The organism is Pseudomonas sp. fls2-241-TYG-175, from assembly GCF_030209155.1.
In the GTDB taxonomy this organism is placed as follows: domain Bacteria; phylum Pseudomonadota; class Gammaproteobacteria; order Pseudomonadales; family Pseudomonadaceae; genus Aquipseudomonas; species Aquipseudomonas viridiflava.
On sequence record NZ_JARVSO010000056.1, the window covers coordinates 1 to 18,806 of the forward strand.

The window sequence follows — 18,806 nt, forward strand, 5'->3', positions numbered from 1 at the left end:
CGTAGGAACGATCAGCGTGATCTCAAGCAAGCCGATCATGCCCATGCTTGTGCTCAGCGTTATCCCCGAGTCTTGCTGCGACCACGGGGTATGCATTCAGTCAGTCACTTTCGTTTTTGCCCCCGTTTTGCGCGTCTTGCGGACTTGTGTAGAACGATGAACGCGGAGCATGGGCAGGATCATCAGGTCGATAGCGCTGAGATGGCCAGCATGCCTGCCGCAACAATCCCGCATCCGGCAAACAACTGCTGCAACCTAGGCCCTGCCAGATAACGTGAAATCTGCCTGCCCGCCAGCAGGCCGACCATTGCACCCAGTGCAAACGGCAGGCCTATGGTCCAGTGCATGACGCCGCTCAAGGAAGCGCTGATAACGCTACCGGTCGACACCAGGGCAATCACCGCCAACGATGTCGCCATGACGCTTTTCATGTCCAGATCGGTGTAGCGCGTCAGCGCAGGCACGATCACGAAACCGCCGCCGACGCCGAGCAGGCCGGACAGCAGTCCCGAGCTGATGCCGGTCATCGTCAGCGCGCGCAGGCACGGCATGGTCCAGCGCAGGCGACCCTGCAGCGGATTGAGTACACAGGGCAGCATGTCGGCACGCGGCGCGGGTTTGCCGTCGCGCATTTCGCGCTGCGCCCTGAGTAGCATCCGCGCGCAGGCATACAGCAACACAGCCGAGAAAATCAGCGCCAGCGGTTCATTGGGTAGACGGTGGGCCAGCCATAGCCCTATCGGCGCCATCACGATGCCGATCCCGGCGATATAAGCCGCAGCGCGATAACGCACAATGCCTTGCCGCAAACCCAGCACCGCGCCCACGCCAGCAGCCATACCCACGGCCAGCAAACCGACGGGTGCCGCCTCGACAATCGACAGCCCAAGCCCGAACACTAGTAACGGCACCGCAAGGATGCCGCCGCCCGCGCCAGTCAGTGCCAGCACCGCGCCAATGATCGCGCCCAGACCCGCTCCCAACAGTTGATGTTCATCCATGTCTGGCAGCGGCCTTTTTCGGTTTGGCCAGCCATTCGCGGCCCTTGAGCATGCCGTGCCAGTAGAGCGGCGGCAGCACGCGTTCTTTCAGCCACCAGGCCAGACGCGTTGGCTGGCGTCCATTGAGCAGCCATTTTGGAAAGCTCGGCGCGACTTTGCCGCCATACAGAAATTCGGCGAGTACGATCCTGCCTTTCTCGACCGTCAGCGGGCACGAGCCATAGCCATCGTAGGCAACCGGATCAGACAGACGCCCCATCGCCACCAGCACGTTGTGCGCAACCACGGGCGCCTGCTTACGGGCGGCGGCCGCAGTCTTGGCGTTGCTGGTATTGGTGGCATCACCCAGGGCATGCACATTGGCAAACTGCTTGTGACGGAGCGTGGCCGGATCCACGTCCACCCAACCTGCGGCGTCAGCAAGCGGGCTGTTACGAATGAAGTCCGGTGCGGTCTGAGGCGGCACCACGTGCAGCATCTCGAAGCCCTGCTCGACGGTTTCACTGACGCCATCAGGACCAGTGCGGACAAAAGTGGCGCGTTTGCCTGGCCCATCGACCGCCACCAGTTTGTGGCTGAACTGCAGGTCGATGGTATAGCGATCGACATACTCCATGAGGGCCGGAACATAATCCGCCACGCCGAACAGCACGGCTCCGGCGTTGAAGAATTGCGTCTTGATCTGGTCCTGTCGACCCGCCTTGCGCCAGTGATCGCAGGACAGGTACATGGCTTTTTGCGGCGCACCCGCGCACTTGATCGGCATCGGTGGTTGCGTGAACAGCGCACGGCCTTGCTTCAGGTTTTGAACCAGCTTCCAGGTGTAGGGCGCCAGATCGTATCGGTAGTTGGAGGTCACGCCGTTGCTGCCCAGCGTCTCGACCAGCCCGTCGATGGCGGCCCAGTCCAGCTTGATCCCAGGGCAGACCACCAGTTGCTGATAACCGAGCGTGCGGCCGTCCTGCAGCGTCAGGCTGTTGAGCTGCGGTTCGAAACTCGCCACGGCGGCTTTGATCCATTGCACGCCCTCGGGAATTAGCGACGCCATGCTGCGGGCGGTGGCTTCGGGCGAGAAGATGCCTGCGCCGACCATGGTCCAGCCAGGCTGGTAATAGTGCGTGTCGGCCGGATCGATGAGCGTGATGTTCAGGTTCTTGTCGCGGGCGAGCAGGCTTGCGGCGGTCGAGATGCCGGCAGCGCCGGCCCCGACGATCAGAATCTGGCAGGAAGTGTTTGAGGCAGTCATTACGAAAGTCCGGAAGCTGGCTGGATTCAGAGGGAGTTGAGCGGGATTTTCAGGTAGCGCACGCCGTTGTCTTCAGGCTCGGGCAGGTGCCCGCAGCGCATGTTGACCTGCACCGAGGGCAGCATGAGCACCGGCATTTCCAGCGTCGCATCGCGGGCTTCGCGCATGCTGACGAACGCGTCTTCGTCGATGCCGTCCCGCACATGAATATTGCTGGCGCGCTGTTCGGCCACGGTGGTCATGTATTTGAGCGCCCGGCCGTTGGGCAGGTAGTCGTGGCACATGAACAGTAGGGTCTGCGGCGGCAGGTCCAGAAGCCTGCGGATTGATCGGTACAGTGTGCGTGCGCTGGCGCCGGGGAAGTCGCAGCGCGCCGTGCCGTAGTCGGGCATGAACAGCGTATCGCCGACGAACGCCACGGTCTGACCGCCGATCTCGACCAGGTAGCTCATGCACGCAGGCGTATGCCCCGGGGTGTGCAGCGCGCGGGCTCGCAAAGAGCCAATGGAGAATGTCGCACCATCGTCCAGCAGCACATCGAACTGGCTGCCATCACGGGCAAAGTCGGCCGGGGCGTTGAACAGCGCGCCGAAGGTTTCCTGAACCTGGGTGATGTGCCGGCCGATTGCGATCTGCCCGGTCAGGTGTTCTTTCAGATAGGCCGCAGCGGACAGGTGATCGGCGTGCACGTGGGTTTCCAGAATCCACTGCACCGAGGCCTGCAAGGCCCGCACGCGGCCGATCATCCGGTCGGCCGACTCGGTGTGGGTACGTCCGGATTTGGGATCGTAATCGAGCACGCTGTCGATGATTGCGCACTGTTTGCTTGGCAGGTCCATCACCAGATAACTGACGGTCCAGGTGTGGCTGTCGAACAGCGCTTCGACGTATAGCGTTTCACCGATGATCATCTTTGAATCTCCCTGACTGTAAATCGCTCATACCCGCAGTGGCAGGCAAGGCGGTTGGCAGTTTCACCAAGTATTACAAGTAGCATGCCAACCGGAGCGAGAGCAGGCATGGATCCCTTGTTTGAAGTGCTTTCGTCAGGTTGATGCAGAGCGCTGCACGTGTCTGGTTTTCGACGTTACTGCCACTTTCTGGCAGTAAAGTGGCAGTCATTGGCAGTATCTGGCAGCCCGATGGGATAAGCTTCACCACGCTTACCCTGCGACCGGAACAGGAACTTTTATGTCTCTCATCGCCACCGACTCGTCTGGCAGCCGCATGCAGTCACTGGTGTCCTACCTTGAACACGATGCGCGTCCCACTATCGTGCTCGACACCGACTACAACATCATCGCCGCGAACACTGCCTACCAGCGTCAGTTCGGGGTCGAGGGCGTGCCGCATGTGGGCGAGAAGTGTTATCGGGTGTCGCATCAATACGCGGTGCCCTGCGATCAGGCCGGCGAGCACTGCCCCATGCGCAAGGCGCACGAAACGAAGCTGCCGGAGCGCCTTCTGCATATTCACCACACCCCGCGTGGTCCGGAGCATGTGGATGTCGAACTGCGTCCGATCCTGGGCGATCAGGGCGAAGTGATTGCCTACGTCGAGCGCCTGAGTTCGGTGGCCGTGGCGTCGGTGCAGCCTCAGCGGCACGGGCTGGTCGGTCGGTCGGCCGCGTTCAAGGAGGTGCTGGCGGCGCTGCAGCGCGCCGCGCCCGCGCAGATTCCGGTGTTGCTGCAGGGGGAATCTGGCACTGGCAAGGAGCTGTTCGCTCGCGCTCTGCACGCCAGCAGCTCGCGTTCCGCCGGACCACTGGTGGTCGTGGACTGCACCGGGCTGACCGAAACGCTGCTGGAGAGCGAGCTGTTCGGCTACGAAAAGGGCGCATTCACTGGAGCGCTGCAACGCAAGACCGGCCTGGCCGAAGCGGCCCATGGTGGCACGCTGTTTCTCGATGAGATCGGTGAGGTGCCGTTGGCCATGCAGGTCAAACTGTTGCGGCTGATCGAGTCGGGCAGCTTCCGGCCGGTGGGCAGTCTGAGAACGGTGCATTCTGACTTCCGGCTGGTCACCGCAACTCACAAGCCACTCAAGGACATGGTGGCCGAGGGAAGTTTCCGGCAGGACCTGTTCTATCGCATCAGTGCCTTCCCAATCCGCCTGCCCGCGTTGCGCGAGCGCACTGATGACCTGGCGCTGTTGATCGACAGCCTGTTACAGCGCAGCTCGCAGGGGCCGATACCGCGTATCGATACCGAAGCCATGAAGCTGCTGCGGTTGTACAGCTACCCCGGCAATATCCGTGAGCTGCGCAATATTCTCGACCGTGCCCGGTTGTTCACCGACGACGGTGTGATTCGCGTGCAGGATCTGCCTGACGACGTACGCGGGCATAACGAGGCGGGACGTGTGCTGCATCGCCGTCAGGGCGACGAACTGGAGAAGCTCGCCCACGCGCTCAGCGTATTTCAGGGCTCACGCAGCGAGCTGGCGAAAGAGCTGGGGTTGAGCGAGCGCACCCTGTATCGACGGTTGCGCGCGCTCGGTGTGCTGAACTGAACGCTGTTATTTGAAGGTGACGACGCCGTCAGCCAGCGATTCGACCCGTGCCAGTGACTCGACGCGATAGCCCTGCGCGTCCAGCTCGGCGCGGCCGCCCTGGAACGATTTCTCGATCACGATACCCAGTCCGGCAACGGTGGCGCCCGCCTGCTTGATGATCGAAATCAGCGCCTGCGAGGCTTTGCCGTTGGCCAGGAAGTCATCGATGATCAACACATGGTCGTCGCTGCTCAGGTGGCGCGGCGAGATCGCAACAGTGCTTTCGACCTGTTTGGTGAACGAGTACACCGTGGCCGACAGCAGGTTTTCGGTCAGGGTCAGCGACTGATGCTTGCGCGCGAAGATCACCGGCACGCCCATGTTGAGGCCCGCCATGACTGCTGGCGCGATGCCCGACGCTTCGATGGTGACGATCTTGGTGACGCCCGAGTCGGCGAACAGCCGGGCGAACTCGTCGCCAATGGCTTTCATCAGGGCCGGGTCGATCTGATGATTGAGGAACGCGTCGACCTTCAGGACCTGGTCGGACAGTACGATGCCTTCTTCGCGAATCTTCTTGTGCAGTGCTTCCACTTCGGTTCCTTGGGTGCGCCATTGCGCAATAAATGATCGATTCTTGTGCCGGTCAGCGTTTCAACATGGCGCGGATATCCGCCAGGGCCGTGTTGCCGCGTACCGCCTTGACCTCAGTCGGGGTGTCGTCGTTGCCTTCCCAGGCCAGATCGTCGGGCGGCAGCTCGTCCAGAAAACGGCTGGGCGCGCAGTCGATGATTTCGCCGTACTGCTTGCGCTTGGCGGCGAAGGTAAAGGCCAGGGTCTGGCGCGCACGGGTGATGCCCACGTAGGCCAGACGACGCTCTTCTTCGATGGTGTCGGCTTCGATGCTGGAACGGTGAGGAAGGATTTCCTCTTCCATGCCCATGATGAACACGTAGGGAAACTCCAGACCCTTGGACGCATGCAGGGTCATCATCTGCACACCTTCGGCGCCGTCTTCCTCTTCCTGCTGACGTTCTAGCATGTCGCGCAGGACCAGCTTGCCGATGGCTTCCTCGATGGTCATGCCGCCTTCTTCGTCCTTCTCCAGCGTGTTCTTCAACGCTTCGATCAGGAACCATACGTTACTCATGCGGTAGTCGGCGGCTTTCTCGCTGGAGCTGTTCTGGCGCAGCCAGTTCTCGTAATCGATATCCATGACCATGCTGCGCAGCGCGGCGATGGGGTCGTTTTGCGCGCATTGCTGACGCACCCCATCCATCCAGCGCTTGAAGCGTTGCAGGCGGTCGGTGAAACGGCTGTCCAGATGCTCGCCCAGACCGATTTCGTCGGTGGCGGCGTACATCGAAATTTTGCGCTCGGTGGCGTAGTTGCCGAGTTTCTCCAGCGTGGTCGAGCCGATCTCCCGACGCGGTACGTTGATGACCCGCAGAAAGGCGTTGTCGTCGTCCGGGTTCACGAGCAGGCGGAAATAGGCCATCAGGTCTTTCACTTCCTGACGGCCGAAGAAACTGTTGCCGCCTGAAAGCCGATACGGAATCTGATGGTGCTGAAGTTTCAGCTCGATCAGCTTGGCCTGATAGTTACCGCGGTACAGGATCGCAAAGTCGCTGTAAGGCCGGTCGGTGCGCAGGTGCAGGGTGAGAATTTCCACGGCGACGCGCTCGGCTTCGGCGTCTTCGTTGCGGCAGCGGATGACGCGGATCTCGTCGCCGTGGCCCATCTCGGACCAGAGCTGTTTCTCGAATTCGTGCGGGTTGTTGGAAATCAGCACGTTGGCGCAGCGCAGGATGCGGCTTGTGGAGCGGTAGTTCTGCTCCAGCATCACCACTTTCAACGACGGGTAGTCGTCCTTGAGCAGCATCAGGTTTTCCGGCCGTGCGCCGCGCCAGGCATAGATCGACTGGTCGTCGTCGCCTACCACGGTGAACTGGTGGCGGGTGCCGATCAGCAATTTGACCAGCAGGTATTGGCTGGCGTTGGTGTCCTGATATTCGTCCACCAGCAGGTAGCGGACCTTGTTCTGCCACTTTTCCAGAATGTCGGCATGTTCCTGGAACAGCTTCACCGGCAGCAGGATCAGGTCGTCGAAGTCCACCGCGTTGTACGCCTTGAGCGTGCGTTGATAGTGGGTGTAGACGATGGCGGCGGTCTGTTCCTTGGGGTTGCGCGAGTTTTCCAGCGCTTCGGCAGGCAGGATCAGGTCGTTTTTCCACGCGCCGATCATGTTCTTGATTTCGTCGACGCCGTCGTCGCCCGAATACTCTTTCTGCATGATGTCGGTCATCAATGCCTTGACGTCGGTCTCGTCAAAGATCGAGAAGCCCGGCTTGTAACCCAGTCGCGTGTGCTCCTTGCGGATAACGTTGAGGCCCAGGTTGTGGAACGTCGACACCGTCAGGCCGCGTCCTTCACCCGCCCTGAGCAGCGTGCCGACCCGCTCCTTCATCTCGCGCGCAGCCTTGTTGGTAAAGGTCATGGCGACGATGTACTGGGCCTTGATGCCGCAGTTCTGGATCAGGTGCGCAATCTTGCGCGTGATCACGCTGGTTTTGCCGGAGCCTGCACCGGCGAGCACCAAAAGAGGGCCGCCGACGTAGTTCACCGCTTCCTGTTGCCGGGGATTGAGTCGGGACATGACGGTCTGAAAGGTCGCTTGCGAAAAGGTCGGGCATTTTAGCAGGCCCGCAGGTTTCATGCGGCGGTCATCGCAGAAAGGTGGTAACGGCTATCTAATTTCTGCTTTTTTGTTACATTTGCGCCGCGGCGCGAAGAGAAGTGTATTCGTCGCGTTCCCGAGAGGGCGCGACCATCGTTTTTTCCTTTGAACTTAGGAAGTTAGATTGCCTACGCCTGTCGAACCCCTGCGGTTGCTTTTGCTGACACAAGAGCCATCCTGGCAGACGCTGTTGAGCGGTTGTCTGACCGATCCGGGCCATGCGGTCACGCTGTTGCACGCTGCGGACTGGCAGACGTTCTGTACCCGTTACGGCAACGAGCGCAACACGGTGCTGTTCACCACCCCTGGCCTGCAGCCGCCTACCGGCAGTTGCACTTTGCCGATGGTGGTGCTGCTCGACGAAGAGCCGCTGGTGGGGCCGACCGGCGTCAATGACTGGCTGGTGCGCGATGCGCTGACGGATGACACCCTTCGTCGCTGCCTGCGGCATGTTCGTGAGCGCAGCCGTCTTGAAGAAAACCTCCAGCGTCTGGCCGGGCAGGACACGCTGACCGGGATCGCCAACCGGCAGGGGTTTCAGGCCATGCTGGCCGCACGTCTTGCCGGTGGCAACCATCTGGCGCTCGGGCATCTGGACCTGGACGACTTTCGCCGCGCCAATGACGCCTTGGGTTATCAGGCCGGTGACCGACTGATTCTGCAGGTCGTGGGACGGGTGAAGAACCAGCTCCAGGCCGGTGACCAGATCGCCCGGTTAGGGGGCGACGAATTCGCTCTGCTGATCGATACCAATCAAGACGCCGAGCGGGCGACCCAAGTGGCCGAGCGCATTACCGACGCTCTGGCCGAGCCCTACTGGATCGGCGGTGAAAGCCTGTTGCTGGGCTGCAGTCTGGGCATTGCTCATTCACAGGCCGAGGCGGGCGCCGATTCGCTGATGTGGCACGCGCACATCGCCATGCGTCAGGCCAAGAGTCTCAATGGCTGCACGTTTCATCTGTTCGACGAGAGCATCAATCGCAACGCCCGCAGCCTGGCGGACCTGGAAGGCGAGTTGCGCCGTGGGCTGCGCCGCGACGAACTGGAACTGCATTACCAGCCTCGGCTGTGTCTGAGCACCGGTCGGGTGGTCGGGCTGGAAGCGCTGGTGCGCTGGCGTCATCCCGAGCGTGGGCTGTTGTCACCCGACGAATTCGTGCCGCTGGCCGAGCAAAGCGGTCTGATCGTGCCGCTGGGTTACTGGGTTATCTTCCGCGCCCTGAGCGACATGCAAGTACTCCGCGAGCAGGGGTTCGCGCCTTTGCACATGGCGATCAACCTCTCGTTCCGGCAGTTTCAGGACAGTCAGCTGCTGGCGACCCTGAACCGTCTTATCGCTCAGCACGACATCGACGCGCACTGGCTGGAGTTCGAACTGACCGAAACCGCCGTCATGCGCCGCAGCGATCAGGTTCGGCAGACCATGGACGCCCTCGGACGCCTGGGTGTGCGTTTCTCGCTGGATGACTTCGGTACGGGTTACTCGTCCTTCATGCACCTCAACAGCCTGCCGATCACGCTGCTCAAGATCGACAAAAGCTTTGTCGGTGAAATGGAAACCCGCGAGGAAAACCGCAAGCTGGTGCACGCCATGATCAATCTGGCGCACAACCTGAGTCTGGAGGTAGTCGCCGAAGGAGTCGAAACGCCGGGGCAACTGGCGCTGTTGCGCGGTTTTGCCTGCGATCAGTTGCAGGGTTACCTGATCAGCAGGCCGCTGCCGATGCCACAACTGGTCGAATGGCTGAGATCGGACGCGAGTCGCTGTGAAGCGTCCCGCAGTCCCGCGTCTTCCTGACGCGTCAGCCCATCACTGTCTCGCCGACCGGGTGTTTGCGCAGCAACCTTGCGGTCTTCCATTCGAACACCCCGGTGAGCGCCACGGCCGAGCAAAGCAGACCCAGCGCCAGACCCCACCACACGCCCGGAGCCCCGCCGTTGGCGGAAAAGCCCAAGAGCCATGCGGCAGGCGCCGCGATCAGCCAATAGGAGAGCAGGCCGACCAGGAAGGTCGTGCGCGCATCCTTGAGTCCGCGAATCGCACCCATCGCAATGGTCTGTGTGCCGTCGAAGAATTCGAACCAGGCCGCAATGGCCAGCAACTGCACGGCCATGACCACAATGTCGGCGAACGCCGGGTCGTTGATGTCCAGAAACAGCCCGATGATCTGATGCGGTGCCAGCCAGAACAGCAGGCCGAACAAGAGCATCACCGTGCCGCCGAAACCAATCCCCAGACGCCCGGCGGTGCGGGCCATGAGCATGTTGCCAGCGCCATAGTGCTGACCGATGCGCATGGTCACGGCGTAGGAAATGCCGACCGGCACCATGAAAGCCATGGACACCGTCTGCAGCGCGATCTGGTGAGCCGCCATCTGGGTGCTGCCCATCGCGCCCATGCAGAACGCAGCAAAGGTAAACAGCCCGACTTCAACGGCGTAGGTGCCGCCAATCGGCAGGCCCAGGCGCCACAACTCGGCCAGATGGCTGCGTGAGAGCTTCGACAGCCCTTTGCGAATCGGATACGCCGCGTAGGCCGGGTGCCGACCGATGTGCAATGCCAGCGCAAGCGCCATGCAGTTGGTCACGATGGCCGTGACCAGTCCGATGCCCATCAGGCCCAGATTGGGCAGGCCGAACCATTGATGGATCAGCACGTAGTTGAGCAGGTAATTGGCGACGGCCCCGATCAGGCTGATGGTCATCACCGGCCGGGCGCGGCCGAGCGCGCTGGTGAAGCCGCGCAGGGCCATGAAGCTGAGCAGTCCGGGCAGGGCCAGCGGCAGGGTGATCAAGAATTGAGCGGCCATGTGCACGTTGGCTTCAGCCTGGCCGAATTGCAGCAGGATGGGTTCCAGATTCCACAGAATCAGCGCCGCTACCAACGCCATGCCCCAGGCCAGCCAGAGCCCGGCCTGCGTCAATCGGGCCGCGCCTTCGGTATCGCCTGCGCCGTGGCGAATGGAAACCAGCGTGCCGACAGCCGCCATCACGCCCACGCAGAAAAACGAGATGAAGTTATAAGTGGCCGCGCCGAGACCACCGCCAGCCAAGGCTTCAGGGCCGATCTTGCCCATCATCACCGTGTCGGTGAACACCATCAGCATGTGCGCCATCTGCGAGGCGATCAGCGGCCCGGCCAGACGCAGGATGATCCAGAGTTCTTTGAGGGCGGGCTGTTGCATGGTAACGATGCTCTACGGCGGAAGGACTGATGAGCCGCTTATTGTCGGCATTCAGGGTCAAAAGCACAAAGCGATAAAACCGATGCTCAGCATGACTAAAACTCATGTGAGCGTATTTACAGTACAGTGGCTGCCTGGTCGATAAGGAAAGCCTGCATGTCTCGTCGTCTCCCTCCTCTTTATGCGCTGCGTGCATTCGAAGCTGCGGCCCGGCACACCTCGTTCACCCGTGCTGCGGAAGAATTGTCCATTACCCAGAGTGCCGTAAGCCGGCACATCCGCACGCTGGAAGAGCACTTTGCCTGCCGATTGTTTCAGCGCAACGGGCGCAACCTGCAGCTGACCGAGTCGGCGCGGGCGCTGTTGCCGGGCGTGCGGGACGGCTTTCTGGCGCTGGAACGGGCATGCAGTACCCTGCAGACGGAAGAGGGCATTCTGCGCATGAAGGCGCCGTCGACCCTGACCATGCGTTGGCTGCTGGCGCGGCTCAGTCGCTTTCGTCATCTGCAGGCTGGCAATGAGGTGCAGTTGACCAGCGCCTGGATGGACATCGATGCCGTGGACTTTGCGCAGGAGCCGTTCGACTGCGCGATCCTGCTCAGTCACGGGCACTTCCCGGCCGACTGGGAAGCCACGCTGCTGTTTCCGGAATGGCTGATCCCGGTCGGCGCGCCGACCCTGTTGCAGGACCCGCCGTGGAACGTCGAGCGGCTGGCCAATGCAGAGTTACTGCACCCGACGCCGGATCGGCGTGACTGGCGCACCTGGCTTAACCGAATGGGATTGGCAGACAAGGTGTCGCTCAAGGGCGGTCAGGTATTCGACACGCTTGAGTTGGGGATGATTGCAGCAGCACGCGGCTACGGGGTGTCGATGGGCGATCTGTTGATGGTCGCGGAAGACGTCGCGCAGGCCCGATTGAGTCTGCCGTGGCGCACGGCGGTGGCGAGTGGCGAAAATTACTATCTGGTCTGGCCTCGTACGAGGCCCGGCGTAGAGCGGTTGCGGCGGTTGAGCGACTTTCTGCAGGCCGAAGTTCAGGCGATGGAATTGCCCTTAGTTGAAATTTTGCACTAATGCGCCTCGCATAGTGCGAAAATGCCATCTTTACTAATGCCCTCGCAAGATACTCAAGTATCGATCTTGTTGGCCGAAGCATTGCCTAAGAACCGTTTGTTCAAAACGGTACAACACCTAACTAACGTTTGCTGAACGATGAGCCAAGGATTCGGCGATAATCATTCGGTCTGGAGCCTTTATGTCCAAGCCCCGCACCCGGATTGCTACGCAACTCGGTATCGCCCTGGCAGTGATCCTGGCAGTCGTCATCAGTGGTAGTACGCTTTTTGCGTTGAGATCTCTGGATGCATCCAATCTGGTCATCCGTGAAGAGCACATGTCCAGTGAGGCCAGACTGCTCGCCGATCAGCTCAACACCTTCCACAGCACCCTGCGTGACAGCACCCAACGCCTGAGCGGTTTGTTCGAAAAACGCTTTGCGGTGGGTCTGACCCTGCAGGCCGACAAACCGGTCACCGTGGCAGGCACTCAAACGCCCGGCCTGTTCCTGCGCGACACGGCGCTGAATAATGACTTCACCGAAGTGGACGAGTTCCGTCGGCTGACGGCCGGTGTGGCAACAATCTTCGTGCGCAGCGGCGATGACTTCATTCGTATCAGCACCTCGCTGAGCAAGCAGGACGGCACGCGCGCCATCGGCACGCTGCTGGATCGCAAGGCACCTGCCTACGAGCGTCTGATGTCCGGCCAGGGCTATGTGGGTAAAGCCGTGCTGTTTGACCGCTACTACATGACCCAGTACAGCCCGGTTCGTGACAGCAGCGGCAAGATCATCGCCGCGCTGTTCGTAGGCTTCGATTACACCGATGCCCAGAAAACCCAGTTCGACGACCTGAAAAATTTCCGCATCGGCAGCACCGGTTCGCTGGCCCTGCTGGACGACAAAGGCACCTGGCTCGTCCCGCCTGCCGGCATTCAGTCGCCTGAAAGCGCTGCCAAAGCGGTAGCCGATCTGGCCAGCAAACCGGGCAAGGCCCAGTTCTGGAATGACGGCACTCAAGACTTCTACAGCGTTGGCCAGCCATTCGCAGGCGGCCCCTGGACCGTCATTGCCAGCATGCCCCGCAGCGAAATCAGCGCCGTGACCTGGGACGTCGGCACGCAACTGGCCATCGGCAGCTTGCTGGCCATGCTCATTGCCGTCGTCAGCGCCATCTGGCTGCTGCGCAGCAAACTGCGTCCGCTTTCCGAACTGGTCCGTCAGGCCGATGAGCTGGGCGCCGGTAATTTGAGCGTGCGCCTGAACATCACCAGCAACGACGAAATCGGTCAGTTGTCGGGCAGCTTCAACAAGATGAGCGAAGCGCTTTCCTCGATGGTGTCGCACATCCGCACCGCCGCGCAGGAAGTCAGCACCCGTGCCCACGCACTCTCCGGTATGTCCGGTGGTGCTTACGAAGGCATGGAGCAGCAGTCCGGCGAGATCACCAGCATGGCGGGCGCGGTTGAAGAGTTCAGCGCAACGTCGATGAACATTGCCGACAACATGGGCAACACCGAGCGACTGGCGCAGGAAAACGCGCAACAGACCCGTATCGGTCGTACCTCGATGGATGAAGCGTCCTCATCGCTGCAACAGATCGCCACTTCGCTGAGCAGCACCGCGACCGTGATCGACACGCTGGGCCAGCGTTCGCAGGAAATCGGCAGCATTGTCGGCGTGATCACCTCGATTGCCGACCAGACCAACCTGCTGGCCCTCAACGCTGCCATTGAGGCTGCACGCGCCGGTGAACAGGGTCGCGGTTTCGCCGTGGTTGCCGACGAAGTCCGCAGCCTGGCCTCGCGCACCCGCAAGGCCACCGACGAAATCTCCGGCATGATCGCCAGCATCCAGCAGGAAACCGGCAACGCCATCAGCACCATGCAACAAGGCAACGTGCTGATGCAGGAAGGCCTGTCGCTCAACGCCAAAGTCGCCTCGGCGCTGGCGCAGATCGACGAACAGAGCCGCTCCGCCGGTCATCAGTTCGCCGCGATCACCACAGCCACTCAAGAGCAAAGCAGCACCGCCACCATGCTCAGCAGCAACCTGCAAAGCATCGCCATGGCCAACAGTGAACAACGCGAAGTGGTCTCCAATCTGGCCATTACGGCTGAAGAGCTGAACTCGCTGGCGGGTGAGTTGCGTAAAGAGGTTGATCGGTTTCGGTGAGGGGTAGCTTGCGTCAACTCTGATGTAAACATGCCAGTGCTTTGCACTGGCATGTTCTTTTCAAGTTTGAAAAACAGTGCTCGAAAATCTGTGGGAACGAGCGATTTCAGCCGTTTGCGCCGATGACCTTGTCCACATACTGCTCCATGAACCAGTCGGGCATGTCCTCGACGCGGTATTGCAAATCAGTGCCTTCCGTTATCTCAGCAAGGCAGACAGATTTTTCGCCTGAATTATCGAAAATGTAAGCCCGGTTGGACGTTGAAACCGCAGAGGGAAGAAGCTCCAGAGAACGCTTGTAGCGCTGACGGATCTTATCTTCCGGTACCGGATGCCCGCCATCATCGACCCGGTTCGCTACTCGGTTGATATTTATTTCTACCGACTCTGTGGCCACGAAATACAAATAGGTTCGATAACCTCTCTGCTGTGCAAGCTTCATGAAGCTGACCTTGTCCGGGGATGACATGACGGTTTCAAACGTAAAGCTTTCCATGCGATCCAGCAGTTTGTGGCGAATGAAATCCGAAATCACAGAGGAGTAATAGGAATTCATGTTGACCGCACGGAAATCTATTCGCTGGCCTTCAAGTGAGATAGTTTTAACCTGCTCCTGCAACCCGGCTTTTTCGATCAGCGGATGTGTATCAAGGAATTCATGCAGTTTGGCTGCCGTGGTGCAGAGGTTAAACGTCGTCAAGTCGAGAAACCCGGTTGCCTTGACGCTTTTCTCGATGTCATCTGCATTGACGTACGTGGCAATGAGGTTGGGAGCTATCTGATCCTTGATTGTGCTTTTCCCTGAGCCATTCGGACCAGCAAATATGCGCAATCTAGGCATCGGCAGCCAATCGCTTGACCGTGATTATCTGGCCGACTGTCACCTTGCGCCGAGGCTTGGCCTTGGCAACGACTCGACTCGCACCGTCCGCTTTCGTCTCAACCACGTTCGAGCCCTGGACCCTTAGGACGCTGTGCCCGGCGGCCAGTGCACGAATATAGGCAGCATAGGTCGCCCCAGCAGCCATTTCAGGGATATGGGCTTCAAGGTTCTGGATAGCTTTTTCCGAGAGCTCGCTTGTTTTGACTTTAGTCATGATGATCCCCAGCTTTCGTTGCGAAGCAACAGGCTTCTTGCGCGTAGTCTAGCCGTAAACCTGTCCTCCCAGCAGGTGTTGCGATTGCTTTCATCCGGAGAGCGTATGATTCATGCCCTATCACCCGCTCGCAGGCCGATATTGCAACGCCTCCGCCAGATGACCGCGATTGATCGCCTCCACCTGCTCCAGATCCGCCAGGGTCCGAGCCACTTTCAGCAGCCGATGCGCCGAGCGCAGTGACAGCGTCAAACGCTCGCAGGCGGTTTCCAGCCATGTCTCATCGACACTCGACAGCGCGCAATGCTTGCGCAGGGCCGGAAGGTCGAGGAATGCATTGGCGCAGCCCTGACGCTGATTCTGTCGATCACGGGCCTGTGCAACGATGGCGGCTGCACTGGCAGTAGTATCTCCAGTCTGCGGGCCGGGATTGAGCGAGGTGGTTTCGCGCGCAACCGTCAGGTGCAAATCAATGCGATCCAGCAGCGGGCCGGACAGTTTGTTGCGGTAGCGCTGCACCTGTTCTGTAGAGCAGCGGCAGCGGCCTGTCGGCTCACCCAGATAGCCACATGGGCATGGATTCATTGCCGCGACCAACTGAAAGCGCGCTGGAAACCGCACCCGATCCCGCGCCCGGGAAATCACGATATGGCCGGACTCCAGAGGCTCGCGCAAAACCTCCAGCACGCGCCGGTCGAACTCCGGCAACTCATCCAGAAACAAAACTCCGTGGTGAGCCAATGTGATCTCGCCCGGCTGTGGACGACTGCCACCGCCCACCAGCGCCGGCCCCGATGCGGAGTGATGCGGTTGTCGAAAAGGACGTTGCGGCCAACTGGTCAGCGGCACTTGGCTGGCGACCGATTGAATCGCCGCCACTTCCAGTGCTTCGTACTCATCCAGCGGCGGCAACAAACCGGGCAGTCGGCTGGCCAGCAGCGTCTTTCCTGTGCCGGGCGGACCGCTGAACAGCAGGTTATGCGCGCCGGCCGCAGCCACCACCAACGCACGTTTGGCAGCCGTCTGCCCCTGCACTTCGCTGAGGTCCGGGTAAGGCTTGGATTGATGCAGCAACCCGCTGGACTGATACGGCGCAATCGGTGTGCGTCCGTTGAAATGCGCCACCAGTTCGAGCAAATGATTCGCTGCAATGACCCGCAAACCCGACGCCAGACATGCTTCTTCTGCATTCACCGCAGGCACGATCAACGTTCGCTCTGCCGCACGCGCTGCCAACGCTGCGGGCAGCACACCCTGGATCGGCCGAATGCCACCTGACAGCGCCAGCTCCCCCAGACACTCGACATCCTGCAACGCCGTCAACGGCACCTGCCCGCTGGCCGCCAGCAGACCCAGCGCGATGGCCAGATCAAACCGACCGCCATCCTTGGGCAGATCAGCAGGCGCAAGATTGAGGGTGATACGCCGCGCCGGAAAATCCAGCCCGGAATTGAGAATGGCACTGCGTACCCGGTCCTTGCTCTCCTTGACCGCCCCTTCGGGTAACCCGACCAGTGTCAGGGTCGGCAGGCCGTTGGCCAGATGCGCTTCGACAGTAACCGCCGGGGCTTCAACCCCGACCTGGGCACGACTATGGACAATGGCCAGCGACATGAATCATTCCTTGATATGAGCGACGGGGCGTTATCGTGCGTCATTCAAGGATTAAGGGCAGGTGGGGAATGGATACAGGGTGTTAACGGGAAGTGCTGAAAGGCTTCAAGTGCAATCTGTCCGCTGAGCTCAACATGCGTGGTTTTCGTCGAGCCCAGCACCGCGATCACTTCATGCTTTTCAACTCAGAGAGCGCGTAACCGTCGCCACCACGAAGCCGTTTTTCCGCCGCCCTGACGTGATTGCTCCAACAGAATCTCCGGCATATCCCGCACGCGAATCCATGACTCGTCCTGCCAGTTCAACAAGCTCAACGACACGCCCGGCCACTGCAGCAAGCCCAGCGTAGGACGCTGCGATTCAGGCGGCTGCTGCATGTCGCGCAAGGTCGACACAACGTGATGCTCCAGCCACTCGCGCAACGGGCCGTTATGCGGCGCGTGATGGTAGACCAGCAGTGCATAAGCGCCCGACTCGCTCACCATCAACGTCTCCTGCGCTTCGCCGTAGCGTTCCAGCCATAAGGTCTTGCGCTGATCAGGGGCGAGCTTGCGTGCCCGGAATTCGTCGAGAAACATCCCCATGAGAATGCCCAGATCGCGAGCGCAGAACCAGGTCTGGTCTTGCAGGCGGATGGCGTGCAGGTGGGCTTTGTGGCGGGTGAAGAGGGTGGGGATATGAGCAGCATCGGTGCTGGTATTCAAAGAAAGCTTCTCCTAATTCGGAGCTGCCACTTTCCGTCGCCAAACGAATAAGGTGGCAGCTGCATGCAGGTTGGCGAACCGGTAGGAGACACCGGCAGACCCGAAGGCCTCCCGCATACAGCGGCCATAACGAAGTACAGGCGCGCAAATATGCCTGTTTTCTATGGTCAACGGTATGCCTCCTAGCCAGATCGCCAAATCTGGTAGCTGGGTATTCAGCTGGTGGAAATGCTATAGATCTCAGGAGAATGAAGATGTCAGTGCATAATGTTCAGTGTTTGGGTACAGGTCCGACGGAGCTGTAGGGAAAGTCCAGCCAACTGAACGCTCGCCATGCAGGCGCAGCATCCATCGTTTGCGGCAGCCGTTGCCCGCTTTCAACGATAAGCCGGTAGCTTCATGCAAATCGGTGCAATTCAGCAGCGGGTCGGACAGATTATTACGCTCAGTAATCAGGGCGATATCCCTGCCAATTACTGGTGCAGTTGCATTGCTCAATAAATCTTCTCGCAGTAGGTATGGTGATGGAAGCGCTGCAAATTGATGGTATTCCTGAATTCATCCTAGCTGCCCAGCTCGAAAGCTTCACCGCCGCGTCTCTAAGGCTCGGGGTCACCAGTTCTGCCGTGGGCAAGAGCGTTTCTCGTCTGGAAAAGCGTCTGGGTATCAAGCTGCTGCATCGCACCACCCGACGGTTGAGCCTGACCAATGAAGGTGAGGTCTATCTGGCGACATGCCTGCAGATGATGGAAAACCTGCAACAAACCGAAAGCTGGCTCTCGACCGGGCATGCAGAGCCCAGAGGGCGCTTGCGCATAGACCTGCCAGCAGCGTTTGGTCGACGCCATATCGCACCTATGTTGATTCGGTTGACCGCGCGGTTCAAACAGTTGGACCTGACCATGACGTTTGGCGAGCGCAAGGTCGACATGGTTGCCGAAGGTATTGATCTCGCCGTACGTATTGGCGACCTGATGGATGATCCAGAGCTGGTTGCCCGACGACTAGGGGAGCAGCGGCTGGTGATATGTGCGGCTCCCGGATATCTGCGCGGCAGGTCGCCTGTCAGGGAAAAGTCTGATTTGCTCAAGCACGATTGCATTATCGCGTGGCGCAAAGGCTTGCGGGCGACATGGCTGCTCAAGGATGAAAAGGGTGGGTTGGAACATCAGGAAATACAGGTGCGCCATGAGTTCGGTGATGGCGAGATAATGCTTGAGGCCACACTGGAAGGCGGCGGTCTATGCCAATTGCCCACATGGCTGGTAGACGAACATTTGCGAACGGGCGCCTTGGTGACGGTTCTGGATCAATACGCCAGCGCACGCATGCCAATCCATGTGATCTGGCCGCGTACGCGTTACATTCAGCCCAAGGTGCGAGTAATTATCGACGAACTGATTGCGATGGCGGAAAAGCAAGGCGAGCTGTTCGCTCCGCGTGACGCTGAGCCGCGGTGAAGAGCTCCGGCTTGCACCGCAGCCCCCTCCGTCT

General features: G+C 60.3%; 16 protein-coding genes. 5 read left to right on the forward strand and 11 right to left on the reverse strand.

The genetic code is table 11. From position 1 onward, the window contains the following. Positions 1-182: 182 nt before the first annotated feature. The 3 genes from QRN20_RS25295 to QRN20_RS25305 are packed head-to-tail and all read right to left on the reverse strand — an operon-like array spanning position 183 to position 3,158. On the reverse strand, positions 183-1,001 hold the full coding sequence (locus QRN20_RS25295) for a sulfite exporter TauE/SafE family protein (RefSeq protein WP_058430448.1): 819 nt from the start codon (positions 999-1,001) through the stop codon (positions 183-185). After that, the gene (locus tag QRN20_RS25300) at positions 994-2,247 is read right to left on the reverse strand and encodes an NAD(P)/FAD-dependent oxidoreductase (protein WP_029241733.1); all 1,254 of its coding nucleotides are present in this window, start codon (positions 2,245-2,247) and stop codon (positions 994-996) included. The genes QRN20_RS25295 and QRN20_RS25300 overlap by 8 nt, the downstream gene beginning before the upstream one ends. 26 nt (positions 2,248-2,273) lie before the next feature. Beyond that, the gene (locus QRN20_RS25305; protein WP_058430447.1) at positions 2,274-3,158 is read right to left on the reverse strand and encodes an MBL fold metallo-hydrolase; all 885 of its coding nucleotides are present in this window, start codon (positions 3,156-3,158) and stop codon (positions 2,274-2,276) included. A 280-nt stretch (positions 3,159-3,438) separates the two neighbouring features. On the opposite strand from QRN20_RS25305, the gene QRN20_RS25310 reads away from it, so the two are divergent. Further along, the gene (locus QRN20_RS25310; RefSeq protein WP_122435910.1) at positions 3,439-4,758 is read left to right on the forward strand and encodes a sigma-54 interaction domain-containing protein; all 1,320 of its coding nucleotides are present in this window, start codon (positions 3,439-3,441) and stop codon (positions 4,756-4,758) included. A 6-nt stretch (positions 4,759-4,764) separates the two neighbouring features. On the opposite strand, the gene QRN20_RS25315 is transcribed toward QRN20_RS25310, so the two are convergent. Both QRN20_RS25315 and rep read right to left on the reverse strand, forming a co-directional pair. Further along, positions 4,765-5,334 carry a xanthine phosphoribosyltransferase gene (locus tag QRN20_RS25315; protein WP_004887429.1) on the reverse strand — a complete coding sequence of 190 codons (570 nt, stop codon included), beginning with the start codon at positions 5,332-5,334 and terminating at the stop codon, positions 4,765-4,767. A 52-nt stretch (positions 5,335-5,386) separates the two neighbouring features. Then, positions 5,387-7,396 carry a DNA helicase Rep gene (rep, locus tag QRN20_RS25320; protein WP_004887427.1) on the reverse strand — a complete coding sequence of 670 codons (2,010 nt, stop codon included), beginning with the start codon at positions 7,394-7,396 and terminating at the stop codon, positions 5,387-5,389. Positions 7,397-7,601: 205 nt separating this feature from the next. Here rep and QRN20_RS25325 point away from each other — a divergent pair, with 205 nt between their 5' ends. Then, positions 7,602-9,275: a putative bifunctional diguanylate cyclase/phosphodiesterase gene (locus tag QRN20_RS25325; protein WP_043303377.1), complete on the forward strand. Its 1,674-nt coding sequence runs from the start codon at positions 7,602-7,604 to the stop codon at positions 9,273-9,275. 4 nt (positions 9,276-9,279) lie between these two features. On the opposite strand, the gene QRN20_RS25330 is transcribed toward QRN20_RS25325, so the two are convergent. Continuing rightward, a complete protein-coding gene (locus QRN20_RS25330; RefSeq protein WP_025993265.1) occupies positions 9,280-10,662 on the reverse strand; it encodes a NorM family multidrug efflux MATE transporter in 1,383 nt (460 codons plus the stop codon). 156 nt (positions 10,663-10,818) lie between these two features. Between QRN20_RS25330 and QRN20_RS25335 the strand changes: the two genes are divergently transcribed. Together QRN20_RS25335 and QRN20_RS25340 are read left to right on the forward strand one after the other, a co-directional pair. Next, positions 10,819-11,739 (forward strand): LysR substrate-binding domain-containing protein, encoded by a 921-nt coding sequence (locus QRN20_RS25335; RefSeq protein WP_029241729.1) that lies wholly within the window; start codon positions 10,819-10,821, stop codon positions 11,737-11,739. A gap of 181 nt (positions 11,740-11,920) precedes the next feature. Next, positions 11,921-13,897 (forward strand): methyl-accepting chemotaxis protein, encoded by a 1,977-nt coding sequence (locus QRN20_RS25340; protein ID WP_122415290.1) that lies wholly within the window; start codon positions 11,921-11,923, stop codon positions 13,895-13,897. 106 nt (positions 13,898-14,003) lie between these two features. On the opposite strand, the gene QRN20_RS25345 is transcribed toward QRN20_RS25340, so the two are convergent. From QRN20_RS25345 to QRN20_RS25365, 5 genes are all read right to left on the reverse strand, one after another. Beyond that, the gene (locus tag QRN20_RS25345) at positions 14,004-14,744 is read right to left on the reverse strand and encodes an ATPase (RefSeq protein WP_029241727.1); all 741 of its coding nucleotides are present in this window, start codon (positions 14,742-14,744) and stop codon (positions 14,004-14,006) included. Continuing rightward, complete coding sequence (locus tag QRN20_RS25350; RefSeq protein WP_029241726.1) at positions 14,731-14,994, reverse strand: hypothetical protein; 264 nt, start codon at positions 14,992-14,994, stop codon at positions 14,731-14,733. The genes QRN20_RS25345 and QRN20_RS25350 overlap by 14 nt, the downstream gene beginning before the upstream one ends. 120 nt (positions 14,995-15,114) lie before the next feature. Next, complete coding sequence (locus QRN20_RS25355; protein ID WP_122409312.1) at positions 15,115-16,608, reverse strand: YifB family Mg chelatase-like AAA ATPase; 1,494 nt, start codon at positions 16,606-16,608, stop codon at positions 15,115-15,117. A 185-nt stretch (positions 16,609-16,793) separates the two neighbouring features. Then, positions 16,794-17,312, reverse strand: a complete 519-nt coding sequence (locus QRN20_RS25360) for a BRO-N domain-containing protein (RefSeq protein ID WP_088234292.1) — start codon at positions 17,310-17,312, stop codon at positions 16,794-16,796. Between the two features lie 240 nt (positions 17,313-17,552). Next, positions 17,553-17,810: a hypothetical protein gene (locus QRN20_RS25365; protein WP_143517796.1), complete on the reverse strand. Its 258-nt coding sequence runs from the start codon at positions 17,808-17,810 to the stop codon at positions 17,553-17,555. A gap of 26 nt (positions 17,811-17,836) precedes the next feature. Between QRN20_RS25365 and QRN20_RS25370 the strand changes: the two genes are divergently transcribed. After that, the gene (locus tag QRN20_RS25370) at positions 17,837-18,772 is read left to right on the forward strand and encodes a LysR family transcriptional regulator (RefSeq protein ID WP_088236344.1); all 936 of its coding nucleotides are present in this window, start codon (positions 17,837-17,839) and stop codon (positions 18,770-18,772) included. Positions 18,773-18,806: the final 34 nt, after the last annotated feature.